The organism is Desulfurobacterium crinifex, assembly GCF_054656775.1.
The window spans coordinates 1,383,656-1,400,168 of record NZ_BAAHXO010000004.1; the positions used below are offsets into that span (position 1 = coordinate 1,383,656).

At 39.2% G+C, this 16,513-nt stretch carries 20 protein-coding genes; 6 read left to right on the top strand and 14 right to left on the bottom strand.

Going from position 1 to position 16,513, the window contains the following annotated elements; all coding sequences use genetic code 11:
• Position 1: 1 nt before the first annotated feature.
• The 13 genes from ACYQ3A_RS09075 to pgsA are packed head-to-tail and all read right to left on the bottom strand — an operon-like array spanning position 2 to position 8,770.
• Complete coding sequence (locus tag ACYQ3A_RS09075) at positions 2 to 664, bottom strand: endonuclease III domain-containing protein (RefSeq protein WP_459896995.1); 663 nt, start codon at positions 662 to 664, stop codon at positions 2 to 4.
• Entirely contained in the window at positions 664 to 1,335 is a 672-nt protein-coding gene (locus ACYQ3A_RS09080) for a uracil-DNA glycosylase (RefSeq protein WP_459896996.1), read from the bottom strand. The genes ACYQ3A_RS09075 and ACYQ3A_RS09080 overlap by 1 nt, the downstream gene beginning before the upstream one ends.
• Positions 1,328 to 2,134, bottom strand: a complete 807-nt coding sequence (dapF, locus tag ACYQ3A_RS09085; RefSeq protein WP_459896997.1) for a diaminopimelate epimerase — start codon at positions 2,132 to 2,134, stop codon at positions 1,328 to 1,330. The genes ACYQ3A_RS09080 and dapF overlap by 8 nt, the downstream gene beginning before the upstream one ends.
• 37 nt (positions 2,135 to 2,171) lie before the next feature.
• Positions 2,172 to 3,761 carry an AMP-dependent synthetase/ligase gene (locus tag ACYQ3A_RS09090; protein ID WP_459896999.1) on the bottom strand — a complete coding sequence of 530 codons (1,590 nt, stop codon included), beginning with the start codon at positions 3,759 to 3,761 and terminating at the stop codon, positions 2,172 to 2,174.
• Positions 3,762 to 3,778: 17 nt separating this feature from the next.
• Positions 3,779 to 4,030: a S4 domain-containing protein gene (locus tag ACYQ3A_RS09095; protein ID WP_459897000.1), complete on the bottom strand. Its 252-nt coding sequence runs from the start codon at positions 4,028 to 4,030 to the stop codon at positions 3,779 to 3,781.
• Positions 3,996 to 4,310 carry a lipopolysaccharide assembly protein LapA domain-containing protein gene (locus ACYQ3A_RS09100; RefSeq protein ID WP_459897001.1) on the bottom strand — a complete coding sequence of 105 codons (315 nt, stop codon included), beginning with the start codon at positions 4,308 to 4,310 and terminating at the stop codon, positions 3,996 to 3,998. The genes ACYQ3A_RS09095 and ACYQ3A_RS09100 overlap by 35 nt, the downstream gene beginning before the upstream one ends.
• 12 nt (positions 4,311 to 4,322) lie before the next feature.
• Positions 4,323 to 4,772, bottom strand: coding sequence for a DUF4149 domain-containing protein (locus ACYQ3A_RS09105; protein ID WP_459897450.1), 450 nt, complete (start codon positions 4,770 to 4,772; stop codon positions 4,323 to 4,325).
• A gap of 21 nt (positions 4,773 to 4,793) precedes the next feature.
• Entirely contained in the window at positions 4,794 to 4,988 is a 195-nt protein-coding gene (locus tag ACYQ3A_RS09110; RefSeq protein ID WP_459897002.1) for an ATP-binding protein, read from the bottom strand.
• Positions 4,985 to 5,842, bottom strand: a complete 858-nt coding sequence (gene folD / locus ACYQ3A_RS09115) for a bifunctional methylenetetrahydrofolate dehydrogenase/methenyltetrahydrofolate cyclohydrolase FolD (protein ID WP_459897003.1) — start codon at positions 5,840 to 5,842, stop codon at positions 4,985 to 4,987. The genes ACYQ3A_RS09110 and folD overlap by 4 nt, the downstream gene beginning before the upstream one ends.
• The gene (locus ACYQ3A_RS09120; protein ID WP_459897004.1) at positions 5,808 to 6,617 is read right to left on the bottom strand and encodes a TIGR00282 family metallophosphoesterase; all 810 of its coding nucleotides are present in this window, start codon (positions 6,615 to 6,617) and stop codon (positions 5,808 to 5,810) included. Before ACYQ3A_RS09120 ends, folD begins: the two co-directional genes overlap by 35 nt.
• Positions 6,608 to 7,198 (bottom strand): dephospho-CoA kinase, encoded by a 591-nt coding sequence (gene coaE, locus ACYQ3A_RS09125; RefSeq protein WP_459897005.1) that lies wholly within the window; start codon positions 7,196 to 7,198, stop codon positions 6,608 to 6,610. Before coaE ends, ACYQ3A_RS09120 begins: the two co-directional genes overlap by 10 nt.
• Complete coding sequence (locus ACYQ3A_RS09130) at positions 7,198 to 8,238, bottom strand: AI-2E family transporter (RefSeq protein WP_459897006.1); 1,041 nt, start codon at positions 8,236 to 8,238, stop codon at positions 7,198 to 7,200. Before ACYQ3A_RS09130 ends, coaE begins: the two co-directional genes overlap by 1 nt.
• A complete protein-coding gene (gene pgsA, locus ACYQ3A_RS09135; protein WP_459897007.1) occupies positions 8,219 to 8,770 on the bottom strand; it encodes a CDP-diacylglycerol--glycerol-3-phosphate 3-phosphatidyltransferase in 552 nt (183 codons plus the stop codon). Before pgsA ends, ACYQ3A_RS09130 begins: the two co-directional genes overlap by 20 nt.
• A gap of 22 nt (positions 8,771 to 8,792) precedes the next feature.
• On the opposite strand from pgsA, the gene nadC reads away from it, so the two are divergent.
• Both nadC and ACYQ3A_RS09145 read left to right on the top strand, forming a co-directional pair.
• Positions 8,793 to 9,635, top strand: coding sequence for a carboxylating nicotinate-nucleotide diphosphorylase (gene nadC / locus ACYQ3A_RS09140; RefSeq protein WP_459897008.1), 843 nt, complete (start codon positions 8,793 to 8,795; stop codon positions 9,633 to 9,635).
• Positions 9,632 to 10,216, top strand: a complete 585-nt coding sequence (locus tag ACYQ3A_RS09145; protein WP_459897009.1) for a CvpA family protein — start codon at positions 9,632 to 9,634, stop codon at positions 10,214 to 10,216. The genes nadC and ACYQ3A_RS09145 overlap by 4 nt, the downstream gene beginning before the upstream one ends.
• 177 nt (positions 10,217 to 10,393) lie before the next feature.
• On the opposite strand, the gene gap is transcribed toward ACYQ3A_RS09145, so the two are convergent.
• Entirely contained in the window at positions 10,394 to 11,401 is a 1,008-nt protein-coding gene (gene gap / locus ACYQ3A_RS09150) for a type I glyceraldehyde-3-phosphate dehydrogenase (protein WP_459897010.1), read from the bottom strand.
• A 76-nt stretch (positions 11,402 to 11,477) separates the two neighbouring features.
• Between gap and ACYQ3A_RS09155 the strand changes: the two genes are divergently transcribed.
• The 4 genes from ACYQ3A_RS09155 to lpxD are packed head-to-tail and all read left to right on the top strand — an operon-like array spanning position 11,478 to position 16,506.
• Positions 11,478 to 12,626: a sensor histidine kinase gene (locus ACYQ3A_RS09155; RefSeq protein WP_459897011.1), complete on the top strand. Its 1,149-nt coding sequence runs from the start codon at positions 11,478 to 11,480 to the stop codon at positions 12,624 to 12,626.
• Positions 12,627 to 12,669: 43 nt separating this feature from the next.
• Entirely contained in the window at positions 12,670 to 14,958 is a 2,289-nt protein-coding gene (gene bamA / locus ACYQ3A_RS09160) for an outer membrane protein assembly factor BamA (RefSeq protein ID WP_459897013.1), read from the top strand.
• A gap of 13 nt (positions 14,959 to 14,971) precedes the next feature.
• Positions 14,972 to 15,508 carry an OmpH/Skp family outer membrane protein gene (locus ACYQ3A_RS09165; RefSeq protein ID WP_459897016.1) on the top strand — a complete coding sequence of 179 codons (537 nt, stop codon included), beginning with the start codon at positions 14,972 to 14,974 and terminating at the stop codon, positions 15,506 to 15,508.
• A complete protein-coding gene (gene lpxD, locus ACYQ3A_RS09170) occupies positions 15,505 to 16,506 on the top strand; it encodes a UDP-3-O-(3-hydroxymyristoyl)glucosamine N-acyltransferase (RefSeq protein WP_459897018.1) in 1,002 nt (333 codons plus the stop codon). Before ACYQ3A_RS09165 ends, lpxD begins: the two co-directional genes overlap by 4 nt.
• The last annotated feature ends 7 nt before the right edge of the window (positions 16,507 to 16,513 follow it).

Below are 16,513 nucleotides of genomic sequence, written 5' to 3' on the forward strand. Positions count from 1 at the left end.
CTTAGTGGAAATTCTTCTCTCCATAAAATCTGCATAGATCCTTTAACGGACATCTTTCACATTCCGGCTTTCTCGCTTTGCAGATTGTCCTTCCAAGCCTAATCAAGTCATAATGGAATTTTCTGTTGAACTCAGTATCAAAGTGTTCTTCCATAAATTTAGAAATTTTATCTTTATCCCTGTTTTCAGGAAAAATCCCTAATCTTTTAAGAACTCTGTAGCAATGGGTATCCACCGGAAAAGTGTTTTTGTTGAAAGAGAAAGTGAGAACAACTCTTGCAGTTTTTGTTCCAATGTACGGATAGGAAGTTAAAAGCTCTATAGCCTCTTGCACAGGAAGTTCTTTAAGTTTTTCTTTTAAGCTTTCCCAATCCTTCATTATGGAAATGATTGCCTTTGCCTTCTGGTTGTACATACCACATGGCTTTATAGTTTCAATCAATCTTTCCTGACTGAAACCAATAACGCTCCTTAAATCACCGTTTGTAAGTCTCTTCAGATTTTCAAGACATTTTTCGGCATTCTTATCGGTTGTATTCTGACTGAGGATGGTAAAGACCATCTGCTCTTCAGGAGTTCTATCTGGCCTGTAAACTTTCGGGAATAATTGGTTCAGCCTTTCTGCAATTTCTCTGATTTTTGCTACTATCTCAGTCTCTTTCATTACTTAATGAACCCGGCAAGTCTCAATGCCAGTTCAAGGTCTTTCTGAAATTCTGGCTCTCCCTTTCTATTTCTCAAAAGGTAGGCTGGATGGAAAGTGGGAATAACTATAACATTCCCAAATTTTTGCTCTTTCCCTCTTATTTTTGAAATGGGAGTTTTTTCAGGAAGGTTCAAGATTGTCCTTGCAGCAAAGGCTCCAAGGCAAAGAATGACTTTTGGCTTTATAAGTTCAATCTGCTTCTCAAGATAAGGATAGCAAGCTTGTATTTCGTCTGAAGCCGGATTTCTGTTGTTTGGAGGTCTGCACTTAACAATGTTTGTTATGTAAACCTTATCCCTTGAAACTCCATAGAGGTTAAGAAACCTTGTTAGAAGTTGCCCTGCTCTCCCAACGAAAGGTCTTCCCTGTAAGTCTTCTTGCTCTCCCGGTGCTTCACCAACAAACATGAGATTGGTTGTCAGATCGCCTTCACCAAAGACAACATTTGTCCTTGTCTTACAAAGTCTGCATTTACAACACTTTAAAACTTCCTCTTTTAATTTCTCCAGTTCCTCTATTGGATTGGAATCTTTTCTATCTTCAACCATCGGATTAACTCCTTTATCTACTCTAACTTCATCGTAACCTATGAACTCAAGGAACTTTAAGAATCTCTGGAGTTCATTCATCAAGAATTTCCCTCTTTAGAATACCATCATAAACCCAAGTGGTAGCTCCCTCAAGGTAAACGTTTTCCATTTCCTCATCAAAATAAACCTTCAGTCTCTCGCCACTTCTGACAACAACTTCAACAGGTGATTTCATCCCAAACACTTTTCCAGCAATCAAAGCAGAAGCAACAGAACCTGTTCCACAGGCAAGTGTCTCGTCCTCAACGCCTCTTTCGTAAGTCCTTACCAGAACCTTATCAAGTCTTGTCTCTACAAAGTTTACATTTGTCCCGGCAGGCTGGAAGACCTCTGAAAATCTTATCCTTCGTCCTACATCTTTAACGTTTACATCCTCAATTCTGTCAACAAAAACTACAAAATGAGGAACCCCAGTATTTATGAAATGACCACTTAACCCTTCAATGCTTAGGTTGAGTCTTAGATCAAAGGGTTTTGTCAGCTTAACCTTTACTTCCTTTCCATTAACTTCAGCTTCAATGATTCCTGCAAGCGTCTCAAACTTCATCTCTCGTGGTGCTATCCCTTTTTCAAAGGCAAACCTTGCAGCACATCTTGCACCGTTCCCACACATTTCGGCAGTTGAACCATCTGAATTAAAAAAACACCATTTAAAGTCTGCAACGTCAGAGCTCTCTATGAGTATCAATCCGTCTGCACCAACTCCAGTCTTTCTCTGACAGATTTTTTGGACAGCTCGCTCTACCGATAACTCACCAATAAACTTTTCAAACTTCTTTTCTCTATTGTCGATGACAATAAAGTCATTCCCTGTCCCTTGAAGCTTTGAGAAGTTCATCTATCCTTTGCTCCTTTTTTACTTGCTACTAAGCCCTTTACTCTATCTCTTTCCAGACCTCTGGAAGGAGGAATCTCCTCAGTTTTCCAATCCTTGTTCTTGGGAGCTCCCTATCTATCAGTTTAAACTCCTTCACCCGTTTGTAAGGCTGAAGGTGTTTAGTTCTTCTATGAATCTCCTGCTTGATGAAATCTTTAATATCTTCAATTCCTTCTTCTACAAGGAGTTCAAAGTCCGGCCTGACAAGAGCTCTTAGTCCTCCATCCTGATAGAAAATTCCAACTTCCAAAATGTAAGGACTCTTAAGGATTTCAACTTCTATATCTTCAGGATAAACATTCTTTCCGTTATCAAGAACTATCACTTCTTTTGCTCTTCCCGTTATATGAATGAAACCATCTTCATCTATAAAACCGAGGTCCCCTGTGTAGAACCAGCCATCTTTGATAACCTTTTTTGTCTCTTCTGGCTTATTGTAGTAACCCTTCATAACGTTGGGACCTCTAACAATTATCTCTCCTTTCTCTGTTGTCTTCACCTCAACTTCATCTATTGGAGCTCCAGCAGTTCCTATCTTCTTCTTACCGGGTCTGTTTACAGAAATAAGCGGAGAGGTTTCAGTCAATCCATACCCTTCAAGAATATTAAACCCAAATGCCTCAAAGTCTCTCCAGACCTCTTCACTGAGCTTTGCTCCACCGCTTATCATGAATCTCAAACTTTTTCCTATCCTGTTGTGTATCTCCTTAAAAAACTTCTTCTCTACCGGTTTAATGTCAAACTTTCTGAAAAGCTTCAAAGCTGTCAGGACTGCCTGTCTTTTCAACTTAGGAAGCTTTTTAATCTCAACCATTATGTTATGGTGAATTACCTGATAGAGCTTTGGTACTCCTACCAAAATAGTTACATTCTGCTCGTTTACCGTTGAAAGTATGTCGTTGGGAGTAAGTTTCTCAATGAAAGCAAGTGGTAACCTCAAAGTAACTGGAAGAATTGCCGTCGCTAAGAGAGGATAGGTGTGGTGAAAAGGAAGGATTGCTACAAACCTGTCATTCTCATTAAGGATTCCCAAGTTTTCAATAGCTCTTACGTTGTGATCAAGGTTTCGGGCAGTAAGCATTACACCTTTTGGATTGCCAGTAGTTCCCGAGGTGTAAAGAATGACTATAACGTCATTAATATCTCTTCTAACGAACTGTATCTTCTCCTGTGTCTTTGTAAGATCTATCTCATCTACGTTCAAAATATGAATGTGATAGCCAATATCTTTAATTGCCTCTCTGACCTTTTCAACGTTTTGATTTGAAGTAATCACAACTTTTGGCTGACAATCCTTAAAAATGTTAAAAAGCTCCTCAGTTGAGATAAGATAGTCAACAGGAACTGCTATTCCCCCTTTGAAGAGAACAGCAAAAAGACCACTTATCCACTCTGGTCTGTTTTCCATAAAGATTGCTACTCTATCTTCTACTCCAAGTTTCTGAAGTTTCTCCTGCAATGTAGAAATCTGTCTCTTGAAATCCTCATAGGTTAAAGAGGAGTATTTGCCTTTTTCCTTTTTTACAAAAATCTCTTTCTGGGGAAACTCCTCAACGTTCTCAAGAACTCTTTCTAAGAAAGTTCTCATGGCATCCCTCATATCCTTCAAATTAAGTCAATAATATCCCTGATATCTTTCTTCCTGTCTTCTATGATTTCAATGAGCTCCCGTGCCTTTTTCTTTGAAACGTTCTTCCCAGACGGAATCTCAAGAACTGTAAACTTTACATACCTTGAAACCGTATCAATTTCAACCGTATCACCAGGTTTAACTTCCTTTGAAGCCTTTACTATCTGACCGTTTACTCTGACAACCTTTAAATCACATAGTTCCTTTGCCTGACTTCTCCTCTTCACTATCCTTGACAGTTTCAGAAACTGATCCAGCCGCACTCTCTTTCCTCTTACTCCTTATGTTTGATGGAATAGAAAATATCTTAAGAATGAGAGAAAGTAAACCTGCTGCCAGAAAACCGGCAAGGAATGAGAAAACTACAACAACAAAGATTTTGGTGTGAAAAACTCCTACAAAAGGAATTGTAACATCAACATCTTGGAAATTCTGAAGTGCGAATAGGGTTACGGCTATGACTATGATAGCCACAATAAGGAAGTAAATGTTCTGCTTTAGAGTCATCTCTGCCTCGTATTAAAAGGTTAGATAGAGCGATGTCAAGCCAACAGAAAATAGCCCCAGAATAAGCGTTAAGCCATTTAGTACCATGGAAACTCGGTGCAACTTAAGGAATTTATCGTAGTAGCTCTTATCACCAGTTTGATAGAAACTAACTTTAAGTAAACTGGCTTTTGGCGTAATTATCAATCCATTGATGAAGTTAAAGATGTTCATTAGCAGAAGAAAAACTAAATTTAACCAGGAAAAAATGTTCATTGCATCTCTCGTCAAAAGGTAGAATGAAACCAGAACAGCCAGTCCTAAAATGTATCCTATACCAAAGTATTTTGGAAAAACAGACCCCGTGTACTTTCCTGCATCTTCTTTTTTAAAGATTTTAAATGCAGCAGGTGCTCCAATTGCAGTAAAGAAAAACATACTTCCAACCCATAAAGTTAAGGAATATAGATAAAGTGACTTCATAAACAGCACAGATCAATCCTCCTAAAGATCTGTCCACTTTAGAGCGATAGCATCCGTTGGGCAGTTCTCAACACAGATTCCACAGCCGTTGCACTTCTCAGGGCTCATCACAACAGCTTTTTCTTCGCTCATAATGAAGATACCTTGTGGACAAACGTCCACGCAGATTTCACAACCTATGCACTTTTCCTGATCGATGTATGGAATTACTTTCAATAACCCATCCTCATCTTAAAGGCTTTTACTGTATTGTAAAGAAGCATCGTAATTGTCATCGGTCCCACACCGCCTGGCACTGGAGTAATCGCCGCTGCCTTTTCTTTCACCCTTTCAAAGTCAACATCACCAACTATCTTACCATTTACTCTGCTGATACCGATATCTATTACAACAACTCCCTCTTTTACCATGTCTTCTTTTATGAGATGTGGCACTCCAGTTGCAACGCAGAGGATATCTGCATTACGGGTGTAATGGGCAAGGTCTTTTGTGTAGATATGACAGACTGAAACAGTGGCATTTGCGTTTAAAAGCATGTTAGCTAAAGGTTTCCCAACAATATTGCTATGCCCAACCATTACGGCATTTTTACCCTCAAGTTCAATGTTATACTCCTCGAAGAACTTCATAACTCCTGCTGGAGTACAGGGCATTAACCCCTCATCGTAGAGCCCAAGAACTGCCTTTCCAACGTTGACTGGATGAAAACCATCAACATCCTTTTCAGGAGAGATGTAGTTAATAACCTCTCTGCACGAGAGATGCTTGGGAAGAGGGAGCTGAACAATTATTCCATCTACGGTCTCATCTTCGTTAAGCTCCCTGACGATACTATTTAACTCTTCCTGCGTAATACTTGCAGGAAGCTTCTTATCGATCGACCTGATTCCAATCTTCTGACACGCCTTTATCTTGTTCCTAACATAAATCTCACTTGCAGGGTCATTACCAACCAAAACTACCGCTAAAGCTGGTTCTCTACCTGCTTTCTCTTTAAGCTCTTCAACCTCTCTTTTAAGTTGACCTCTAATCTTCTCAGAAAGTGCCTTCCCATCTAATATAACTGCCATCTTCTCTCCTCTGGTAAACTTGAAAAATTCTCTCGAAGTTTACTACTTTTCCATTCTCATCCACTTCAAAGAGAACCCCAGAAACCTGAATCTTTTTCGGCTTCTCAGGTACTTTAAGCTTTACAGGGAGCTGCTTTACAAACCTGAATATCCCTTCTTCTTTTTCCATTCCAATAACCGTATCAACAGCTCCGCACATTCCAGCATCCGTCATGTAGAGGGTACCTTCTGGAAGAAGTCTCAAGTCTGCAGTCTGAACGTGAGTATGAGTTCCAAAGACTGCTGTTGTTCTGCCATCGACATAGAAACCAAACGCTAACTTCTCTGAAGTGGCTTCAGCATGGAAATCCACAATAACAATATCGGCTTCATTCTCTTCAACTATCCTGTCAAAGACGAAAAACGGGTTGTTGAGACATTCCATAAATACCCGTCCCATCAGATTGATAATGAGAACTTTTTTTCCTTTGACTTCAAGGAGAATGTATCCTTTTCCGGGAGTACCCTCTGGATAGTTTGCTGGCCTCAAAATTGGATAGTTATCGATAAACTGATAGATTTCCTTCTTGTCAAAGGTGTGATTTCCACCTGTAAGAACATCAACACCGTAAGAGAAAAGATTCTTTGCAACTTTCTCCGTCAACCCGAAACCGGCGGCACCGTTCTCGCCATTTGCTATACAGAGATCTATCTCTTTCCTGTTTTCCTCAAGCCACAAGTTGACTGCCCTTCTACCCGGCCTTCCAACAATGTCTCCAAGGAAAGCTATTCGCACTTTCTGAGCTCCTCTAAGTAGTGAATAAGACTTAAAATTTGATTCCTCAAATGTAACATATCTTTTGTGTTACATATCAGAAAGTCAGAGTATTTTAACTTTTCTCTGTAGGGAAGCTGAAAGGAATCTCTCTTGATTGCTTCTTTCAAGCCAAATTTCTTCGAAGCTCTCAAAAGCCTCTGTCCTCTGTAGGCAAAAACAGTAACGATAAAATCAAATAAGCGCTGCCAACCATATTCAACAAGAACAGCTGCCTCAACAAAAACAATCTGGTTACGGTAAGCCGTTTTTATTGATTCTATCTCTTCCTCGATCAAAGGATGGGTTATTGAGGTCAGTTCTTCCAGCTTCTTTTTGTCGGAAAAAACGATTGAAGCAAGTTTTTTAGTATCTATTTCTCCTTTTTCTGTGAGAATCTGCCTCCCAAATTTTTCCAAAACGGCGTCATACCCCTTTTGACCTCTCAACAGAACTTTCTTCCCTATTTCATCGGCATTGAAGACTTTATAACCAGCATTTGAAAGAAACTTTGAAACTGTGGACTTTCCGGAACCTATATTTCCCGTTATTCCGATAAGCACTACACGGCTCCCTTCTTCTCTATAAAGGTCTCAAACACTGGAACAATCATAACCGCAACCGGAACCGCTATGATAATACCCAGAAGTCCTCCGTAGTAACCACCTATAAATATTGAGAGAAGAACAAGGAGAGGATTAATACCTGTAGTCCTACTCATGACAATAGGATAAATGAGATTCTCTATTCCAACCTCAGTCAGAAAAACGATTAACACTCCTACAACGTAGGTAAACTCACCATTGTCAAAAATTGCCAACAAGATAGATGGAACTAAGCCTGAGAAAAAGCCCACATAGGGAACCATATTGAGAACTCCAGCAACAAAACCAATTAAAAAGGAGTACTTTATACCAACAAAGTACAAACCAAGAGCTACATAGAACCCAACAAACGTTGCAACTGCCATCTGACCTATAAGATAGCTTGAGAGGGAATCGTGAACTTTATTCAGAAGAGCATGGAGTTCATCCCTAATGTTTACAGGTGCTATCGTCAAATAGAGCTCCTTGATCTTTCTGGCATTTACAAGTAGATAGTAGGTTATTAACGGAACAAGAACAATATTCAACAACACATTAAACACAGAAAAAACACCTGAAAACAATCTCTGGATAATGTTCCCAACCGGCAAAGATCCCAGTTGGAAATAAGCGCTCTTAATCAATGTCTGGAGTGTGGAAGTATCAAAATTGAATTTCTTTAAAAAGTGCTCTCCCAAGAATTTGTAGATAAAGGCATCCAGCCTTTTCATCAGCTCAGGAAGGAACTTAACAAAACTTTGAACCTGAGCTATAACCGTTGGCAAAATTATGAAAAGAGCTATCAACACCAGAAGAAGAATGGAGAAAAGAGTTAAAACGGCTGAAATTCTCCGTTTTTCACCTGTGAGATTCTGAAAGAACTCGAAGAGCGGATAGGAAACATAAGCAACAGCCGAGCCAATAAAAAAAGGCATGATAGCAGCCTTCATTGAAAATAGAACAACTATCAGGGAAACCAAAGAAGAAAGAAAAAACAACTCAGTCAGATATTTTTTCACTGTTTAACTCCCGTATCCCCAGAATGCTGTAGCTGACAGCAGAAAGCACAGTTAAGAAGGCCGTTATCATATAGACTATTTTAATACACAGAGAAGGACATATTTGATAGTTCAGATTCAGAAGAGTGATGAAAATAGTAAAAAACTGAAAGAAAGCTGTCATTTTTCCAATTAAAGTAGGCTTTATCCTGCTTATCTTTCCAAAAGTGGCCAAAAGCCATCCACCTACAAGGATTATTATATCCCTGCTGATGACAAAGACCGTTAACCAGACTGGAATAATCCTGTCTACATAAGAAAGCAGAATAAATCCAGAATTTATAAGTGCTTTATCAGCAAGGGGATCCAGAATGACTCCAAGCGTTGTAACCTGATTCAACCGTCTGGCAAGAAAACCATCAAGCGCATCACTAACTGCAGCTATCAGAAAGATAAATAATGCCAGCTTGAAATTCCTGTAAAAAACGGCCATAATGAAGAGAGGCACTAAGAATCCTCTAATGAGCGTTATAACGTTTGGAACATTTACCATACTATCTCCCCGTGGAGGATGAATGAATAAGATATACCTCGAAAAGGCAATTTTATCCTTTTTAGAGGAAGATTTAGCCCTTCCCGGAGACCTCACTACCGCTTCCATTGAAGACAGGAAGTCGGAAGCAGAAATTATCGCAAAAGAAGACTTTATTCTATGTGGTATTCCGTTTTTTGAAACTGTTTTCAGACTTTATGATAATAACACAACATTTGAATGGAAAAGAAGAGAGGGAGAAGAGATTTCAGGTGGTGAAGTCATCGGAAAAGTATATGGAAACATTAAAACCTTACTGACGTGTGAAAGAACAGCTCTGAACATCCTTCAGAGACTATCAGGAATAGCAACTGAAACGCGAAAATACATAAACCTCTTAAAAGGCTCAAATGTTAAGCTGCTTGATACGAGAAAAACTACCCCTGGCTTGAGATATTTTGAAAAGTATGCAACCAAAATAGGTGGAGCTTATAACCATCGGATGGGACTCTACGACGCAGTAATGATAAAAGACAACCACATTAAAGCATTCGGAGGAGTAATATCTGCTGTTAAGTCAGTTGCTTCTTCAATTCCCGTAACTACAAAGATTGAAGTCGAAATAGAGAATGAAAAGCAGTTAGAAGAGGTAATACAAGTTATTGAGCTTGTTGACATTGTTATGCTTGACAACTGGGATATTGATAAAGTAGAAAATGCAGCTTTGAAATTAAAGAGTGCAAAAAGTTCCATTAAAGTTGAGGTATCCGGAAATATAACCATTGAGAAAATTAGAAAACTCAAAGACAAACCCATAGACTTTATATCCACAAGTAAAGTAATAACCGGAGCAAGATGGATTGATATCAGCATGGAGGTTCTATGAATCTACCTCCCCTTAACGTTCTTGATGGATTAATAGTAATTACACTTGGATGGAACCTTATAAGAGGATTCAACAAGGGGTTTGTGGAGGAAATTCTTTCACTGATAGGCATCGTAATAAGCCTCTTTCTGGCTTTCAGCTTTTCTCACCACATAGCAAATCTACTGCTAAGTACCAAACAACCCGATTCAACTACCATAGCTATTGTTGGCTTTGGAATCTACCTTATCTCTTTTCTGGTGTTCAAGTACTTTGCCTTTAGTATCAATAAGCAACTTCAGAAAACTCCATTCGGAATGCTCAACAACCTGTTGGGATTTCTCTTCGGTATTTTCAGAGGTATATCAATTGCCTCTATCTTCGTCCTGGGAATAGCTTTTATTGCTCCGGAAAGCTACCTGATAAAGAAAAGTTACTTAGGTGGGTTGACTGTTCCTGTAATAGATAAAGCCCTTACATTTATGCCGGAAAAAACACGAAAGCAACTTGAAGACAACTGGAAAACAGCAAGGGGTTATCTCATTAAAAACTTAGAAGAGTGGAAAAGTGAACTATCTACGACTAAATTTGTAGGCCTCTAAAGGAGTTTGGTAGGTTGTCCCTTCCCTTCTCCCTCGTGGCGAGTTCACTCCACCACATACTCATATCCATGCAAAAAGCAAGAACCAACGTCCCTACGGGACGTCTGGTTGTATAGCTGCTTAAAAAAACAGGATTTTAGCCCGTGATTTTTCTATAAAAAGGGGTGGGCGTAGAGCCTACACCCCTACAGAAGCCATGTGTTTCATCAAATCACCAAGTCTTACAGAATAACCCCATTCGTTGTCATACCAGGCAAGAACTTTAACAAGGTTTCCGTTGATAACGTCTGTGCTTTTACCATCAACAATGGCTGAATGTGGATTTCCTGTGTAATCGATAGAAACCAACTCCTCTTCTGTATATTCAAGGATTCCCTTAAGTTCTCCCTCTGCAGCTTTCCTGAGGGCTTCGTTGACCTCTTCAACTGTAACGTTTTTCTTTACAACGCAAACAAAGTCAATGAGAGAAACATCAGGTGTGGGAACTCTGATGGAAATTCCATTAAACTTTCCTTTGAGTTCAGGAATCACAAGCCCTACTGCTTTTGCAGCTCCTGTTGAGGTCGGAACCATCGATAGAGCAGCAGCCCTTGCTCTTCTGAGGTCTTTGTGGGGTGCATCAAGGAGTCTCTGATCAGCAGTATAAGCATGAACCGTTGTAAGGAAACCTGATTCAATTCCGAAGTTCTCAAGGAGAACCTTTGCAACAGGAGCAAGACAGTTTGTTGTACATGAAGCATTTGAAACAATAAAATGTCTTGAAGGATCGTACTCGTTATGGTTAACCCCTACAACAATCGTAATATCTGGTTCTTTTGCAGGAGCAGAAATCACAACCCTCTTTGCTCCAGCCTTAAGATGCTTTGATGCACCCTCTCTGTCCCTGAACCTTCCTGTTGATTCAAGAACGATATCAACTTCAAGTTCCTTCCAGGGAAGTTTTTCAGGATCAGGTTCTGAAAAGACCTTAATTCTCTTTCCACCAATAATCAGTTCATCACCATCTACATCAACATCAACTTCAAGTTTCCCGTGAACTGAGTCATACTTGAGGAGATGAGCAAGTGTTTTTGCATCTGTTAGGTCGTTAATTGCAACGATTTCAATATCTTGATCGTTAAGTCTCGCCCTGTGAAAACATCTACCAATTCTTCCATAACCGTTAATAGCCACCCTGAGCGCCATTGAATCCTCCCTTTGTCTAAATTTACTCCTGTTAATGATAAACTTTCCAAAAGTATTATTCAAATGGAGTGGTAAGTTGGAAGCCATACTGCTTGCTATTACCATTTTTCTGACAACGTTGACACTGATTTTTGCCTACATAGCCTATACCGAAAGAAAGAAACGGGAGAGAGCTTTAGCCACTTTAAGATTAAGCCGACCAAAGGAAAAAAAGATCGGTCAGAAAATTGATAACACAAAACTACTCGCAAGGGCACTGAGCCTTATTCATGAAGGAATTGTGGTAATGGATCCCTACGGAAGGATTATTTTCACGAATAAATTTGCAAGGGAGCTCCTCGACATTCATCCAGAAGATATAGGAAAGTTTTTCTATCAAGCAATCAAAAACTTTGATGTCATTTCAATGATCAACGAAAGCTTTAACGAAAAATACAGAGCATGGCAGGAGAAGAAGATAAAAGACAAATACGTACAGGTCATCTTTGGATCAGATATGGATGAAAAAGTTCTCCTGCTCATCGATCTTACTCCAATAAAGAAGTATGAGAACTTGAAAAAGGATTTTATTGCCAACGTTTCACACGAACTTAAAACACCGGTTGCTGCAATGAAACTTTCCCTTGAAACCCTTGAAGAGGAGTGTAGAGACAAACCTGAGGCTGAGAAGTTTTTACGCAAAGCGATAGAGAGAGTTAACTATATGGAACAATTAATAGAAGATCTCATAACACTTTCAATGCTTGAAAGCGCCAACTTTCCAGTAAGAAAAACTAAAATTAAACTCAAGCCTTTTGTTGAAAGGGTAGTTCATGATCTTTCAGAGTTTGTGGAGAAAAAGGGGATAACAGTAAAAATAGACATCCCGGAAGAAGCCTGGATAAACGTTGATGAAAAAATGTTCCACGCAATAATGAAAAATCTAATAGACAATGCCATTAAGTACAATAGAGAAGGCGGCAATGTAGTCATAGGATTCAGAGACCTTACCAGAGAAGTTGAGATCTACGTCTGTGATACAGGTCCAGGCATTCCCAAATCACACATTCCATTCATTTTTGAACGTTTTTACAGAGTGGAACGCTCAAGATCAAGAAAACTTGGAGGAACCGGATTAGGATTATCAATAGTAAAACTGGCAATTGAAAGGTTAAGAGGAAAGGTAGAAGTCGAAAGTGAAGTAGGAAAAGGAACTTGTTTTAAAATCTATCTCCCAAAATCTTAATTTGTGCTATCATTAGTCAAGCCACAGACTATCGGGGGCGAATGTGAATAAACTGATACTCAACGCGATAGTTTTACTATCAACACTTCTCATTTGGCAGGGTACCTTTGCAGATGAACAGCAAGTAGTTGAAAAAGTAGAGATAATCGGAAATGAGGTTGTTCCCAAAAGTACCATTCTTTACTACATCTCGGAAAAGCCAGGTAAAACCTTCTCAAGAAAGTTAGTTGCAAAGGACATAAAAACTCTTTTCAAGCTTGGTTACTTTGAAAACATTTCTGTTGACGTTAAAGAAGGAAAGAAAGGGGTTATACTCAGATATTTCGTTAAAGAGAAACCGATCATTACCGATGTCGTTTTCAAAGGAAATAAAAGTCTATCTTCCAAGAAATTGAAAGAAGAACTTGGGCTTATAAACGAAGAGGAAGAAGAAACTAAACTTCAAGAACCTCTCAGTTACAAATACTTAGACACTCTGAAGAAGAAAATCCAGGAAATCTATGAAAGAAAAGGTTATCCAGGAACCCAAGTTTACTATACAATCGAAAGGATTTCACCAACAAGAGCTATTGCAACGTTTGTGATAGACGAAGGAAAGAAAGCAAATGTTTGCAACATAGAAATCAAAGGAAACAAAGAAATTAGCAGCGGAGATATTAAGGATGTCTTAGCTACAAAAGAAAAATCCTTCCTCCACTTAAGATTCTCTGCCCCCCTTTCTGCTGAGAACTTGAAACAGGATGTTGAAAATATAAAGAAACTGTACTATAGAGAGGGATTCCTCGATGTAGAAGTTGGAGAGCCCGAAGTCGTCGAAAAAAACGGTTGTTACAAGGTTATATACACAATTAAAAGTGAGGGCAAACGATACATATTTGGAAAGATTCTCTTTGAAGGAAACAATCTCTTTTCTTCTAAGGACTTTCTTAAACTTTCGAAAGGTATAAGACCTGAAAAAACCTTTAACCAGGAACTTGTTGACAAGCTTGTGAAAAAGATAATAAGGAAATACGGTGAACTGGGTTACATTTTTGCAAACGTTGATCCAGAAATAAAAATCCACCCTGAAACTCACACTACCGATGTCACATTCCACATCTATGAAGGAGAGAGAGCTTACGTTAGATGGATAAACATCACTGGAAATATCGCAACAAGAGATAGAACAATAAGAAGAGAACTTGACCTATACGAGACTGGAATTTTTAACACAGTGAGGCTCGAAAGATCTGTCAGAAGGCTCTTTAATACAGGATACTTTGAAAATGTTGATGTTAAACCGAAAATTGTTGAAGGTAACAAAGTTGATGTTAATGTAGATGTAAAAGAAAGACTGACAGGAATGTTCTCTGTAGGAGCGGGATACAGTTCTGTTTCAAAGCTCGTTGCAATGGTCAGCCTTTCAAAAGGAAACCTATTTGGAACTGGAGATTCGGGAGCTATCTCTTTCCAAGCCGGTTCAAGGGTTTTCTACTTTGATCTTAACTATAATCATAGATGGTGGTTAGACAAACCTCAAACACTATCACTTGGGCTCTACAACAGGCGAAACGAATACTTCACCTATACCAGCCACAAGATAGGTTTTTCAACAATGGTAACAAGAAGAATCTGGGAAGACTGGAAAATAGGACTGGGATATCTGGTAGAGAGAAATAAAATTACCGACATCTCAGACGATGCTCCAGATATTGTCAAAGATGAAGAAGGAATAAGTACCGTTGGAATGGCAACAGGATTTATCTCAAGAGATCTGAGGGACAATAGATTCCTACCCCACAAAGGTGATTACTTCTCAATCACAACACAAATTGCAGGAAATTTCTTGGGTGGAGATGAAGATTTCTACAAAGTTATCGGAGAATATGCTTACTACTTCAATCTGAACGACCTACCTATTGATATCGAACTACCCTTTGTGGCGTCTGTTCATACCAAAATTGGATACGCAGAAGCCTTTGGAAGCACTTCAGAATTACCAATTGACTACAGATTCTATGTTGGTGGAGATACAACTGTTAGAGGATTTAGCTGGGGTGAGGCTGGACCAACAGATGAAAATGGTGATCCTGAAGGTGCAAACAGAGAACTCATTTTCAACTTTGAACTCGGGTATGATGTCACAAGAATGCTGAGACTTATCACATTTGTTGATGTTGGTGGTGGTTGGTGGAACGAGTTTAAGATCGGCGACATGAGAAAATCAGCAGGTATTGGACTGAGGGTCATGACACCAATGGGACCAATTAGACTTGATTTGGGATGGAAGCTTGATAAGAGAAGTGGTGAAAGCTCTTCAGAATGGCACTTTGGAATGGGAAGTTATTTTTAATGGAGGATAAATGATGAAAAAGGTAATTTTAGCTGCAACTCTGTTTTCACTGATTACAGGCGGAAATGCTCTTGCTGCAAAGGAAAAAGAAACTCAGACACAGCAGTTCGTTATTTACTATGTGAATATACAAGAGATAATAAACGAATCTGATAAAGGAAAGCAAGCAAAAGCAATACTTGAGTCGAAAATTACTAAAGCCAGAGAAGAAATTAAGAAGATGGAGCAGGAGATAAATAAACTGAAGGAGGAGCTGAGAAGTCCGGTTCTCAGCGCTCAAGCGAAGGCAGACAAGGAGACACAACTCCAGCAGAAAATAAGGGATCTCCAGAGATACCGTCAGGATATGCAGATTGAGATATCGAACCTTGAGAAGCAATATACAACGGAAATAGTTAAAGATGTAGTAAACCTTATCAGCAACTACCAGAAAGAAAAAAAGATTCCTATGATAGTTGAAATGAGAGAAGCTGGAATCATAGCAGCAGATCCAAAGTACGATTTGACTAAAACAATTATCAAGCTTTACAACGAGCAGGCGAAGCCATGAAACTAAAGGAACTGGCAGAAATTTTAGATTGCAGGATAGTCGGCAATCCTGATATTGAGATTAACGGGATTTCTGAGATACAGAAAGCTAAAGAAGGGGATTTGACGTTTCTTACAAACCCAAGGTACAAGAAGTTCTTGAAAAATACAAAAGCATCTGCTGTTCTCCTTGAAAGAGAGATTGAAGGACTTGGGCTTTCTCAACTTATCTGTGAAGAACCCTATGTGGCTTTTGCGAAAGCCCTTTCCGTTCTCTATCCTGAAAAACTGCCTGAGCCCAGAATATCTGACAAAGCAACAATCTCAGACTCAGCAAAAATTGGAGAAAACTGTTATATAGGCGACAATGTCTGTATCGGAGAAAATGTAAGGATTGGAAAAAACGTAAGACTCTTCCCAGGAGTTTATATCGGAGAAAACTGCGAAGTTGGAGACAACACCGTAATTTTTCCGAATGTAATAATTTATGAGAGAACGAAGATTGGAAGGTTTGTTAGGATACACGCTGGAACCGTTATTGGTTCAGACGGTTTTGGATATGCCTTCAGCAAGAAGGAGATGAAGATTTATAAAGTTCCTCAGACTGGAAGAGTGATAATAGAAGACTTTGTAGAAATAGGGGCAAATACAACAATAGACAGAGGCACAATCGGAGATACCGTAATTGGAGAAGGAACGAAAATCGATAACCTCGTTCAGATAGGACACAACGTCAAGATTGGAAAATACTGTTTTATCGTTTCACAGGTTGGAATCTCGGGAAGCACAAAGATTGGAGATTTTGTAACCCTTGCTGGAAAGGTTGGAGTAGCAGGACACATAGAAATTGCAAGCAACGTTACCGTTGGAGCAAAAGCAGGAATAACGAAGAGCATTAAAGAACCTGGCACCTATGCTGGATTCCCAGCAAGACCTTACAGAGAGTGGAAAAAGATTCAGGTATTAATTGATAGACTTCCAGAGCTCTACGAGAAGATAAAAAGTTTTTTAAAGAAATGAACAGGAT

Bases quoted from the DNA above. Each gene is read 5' to 3' on its own strand.
- ACYQ3A_RS09075 (WP_459896995.1), bottom strand. From the start codon at position 664: ATGAAAGAGACTGAGATAGTAGCAAAAATCAGAGAAATTGCAGAAAGG.
- ACYQ3A_RS09080 (WP_459896996.1), bottom strand. From the start codon at position 1,335: ATGAATGAACTCCAGAGATTCTTAAAGTTCCTTGAGTTCATAGGTTAC.
- dapF (WP_459896997.1), bottom strand. From the start codon at position 2,134: ATGAACTTCTCAAAGCTTCAAGGGACAGGGAATGACTTTATTGTCATC.
- ACYQ3A_RS09090 (WP_459896999.1), bottom strand. From the start codon at position 3,761: ATGAGAACTTTCTTAGAAAGAGTTCTTGAGAACGTTGAGGAGTTTCCC.
- ACYQ3A_RS09100 (WP_459897001.1), bottom strand. From the start codon at position 4,310: ATGACTCTAAAGCAGAACATTTACTTCCTTATTGTGGCTATCATAGTC.
- ACYQ3A_RS09105 (WP_459897450.1), bottom strand. From the start codon at position 4,772: ATGAAGTCACTTTATCTATATTCCTTAACTTTATGGGTTGGAAGTATG.
- folD (WP_459897003.1), bottom strand. From the start codon at position 5,842: ATGGCAGTTATATTAGATGGGAAGGCACTTTCTGAGAAGATTAGAGGT.
- pgsA (WP_459897007.1), bottom strand. From the start codon at position 8,770: ATGGTAAATGTTCCAAACGTTATAACGCTCATTAGAGGATTCTTAGTG.
- nadC (WP_459897008.1), top strand. From the start codon at position 8,793: ATGAATAAGATATACCTCGAAAAGGCAATTTTATCCTTTTTAGAGGAA.
- ACYQ3A_RS09145 (WP_459897009.1), top strand. From the start codon at position 9,632: ATGAATCTACCTCCCCTTAACGTTCTTGATGGATTAATAGTAATTACA.
- gap (WP_459897010.1), bottom strand. From the start codon at position 11,401: ATGGCGCTCAGGGTGGCTATTAACGGTTATGGAAGAATTGGTAGATGT.
- ACYQ3A_RS09165 (WP_459897016.1), top strand. From the start codon at position 14,972: ATGAAAAAGGTAATTTTAGCTGCAACTCTGTTTTCACTGATTACAGGC.
- lpxD (WP_459897018.1), top strand. From the start codon at position 15,505: ATGAAACTAAAGGAACTGGCAGAAATTTTAGATTGCAGGATAGTCGGC.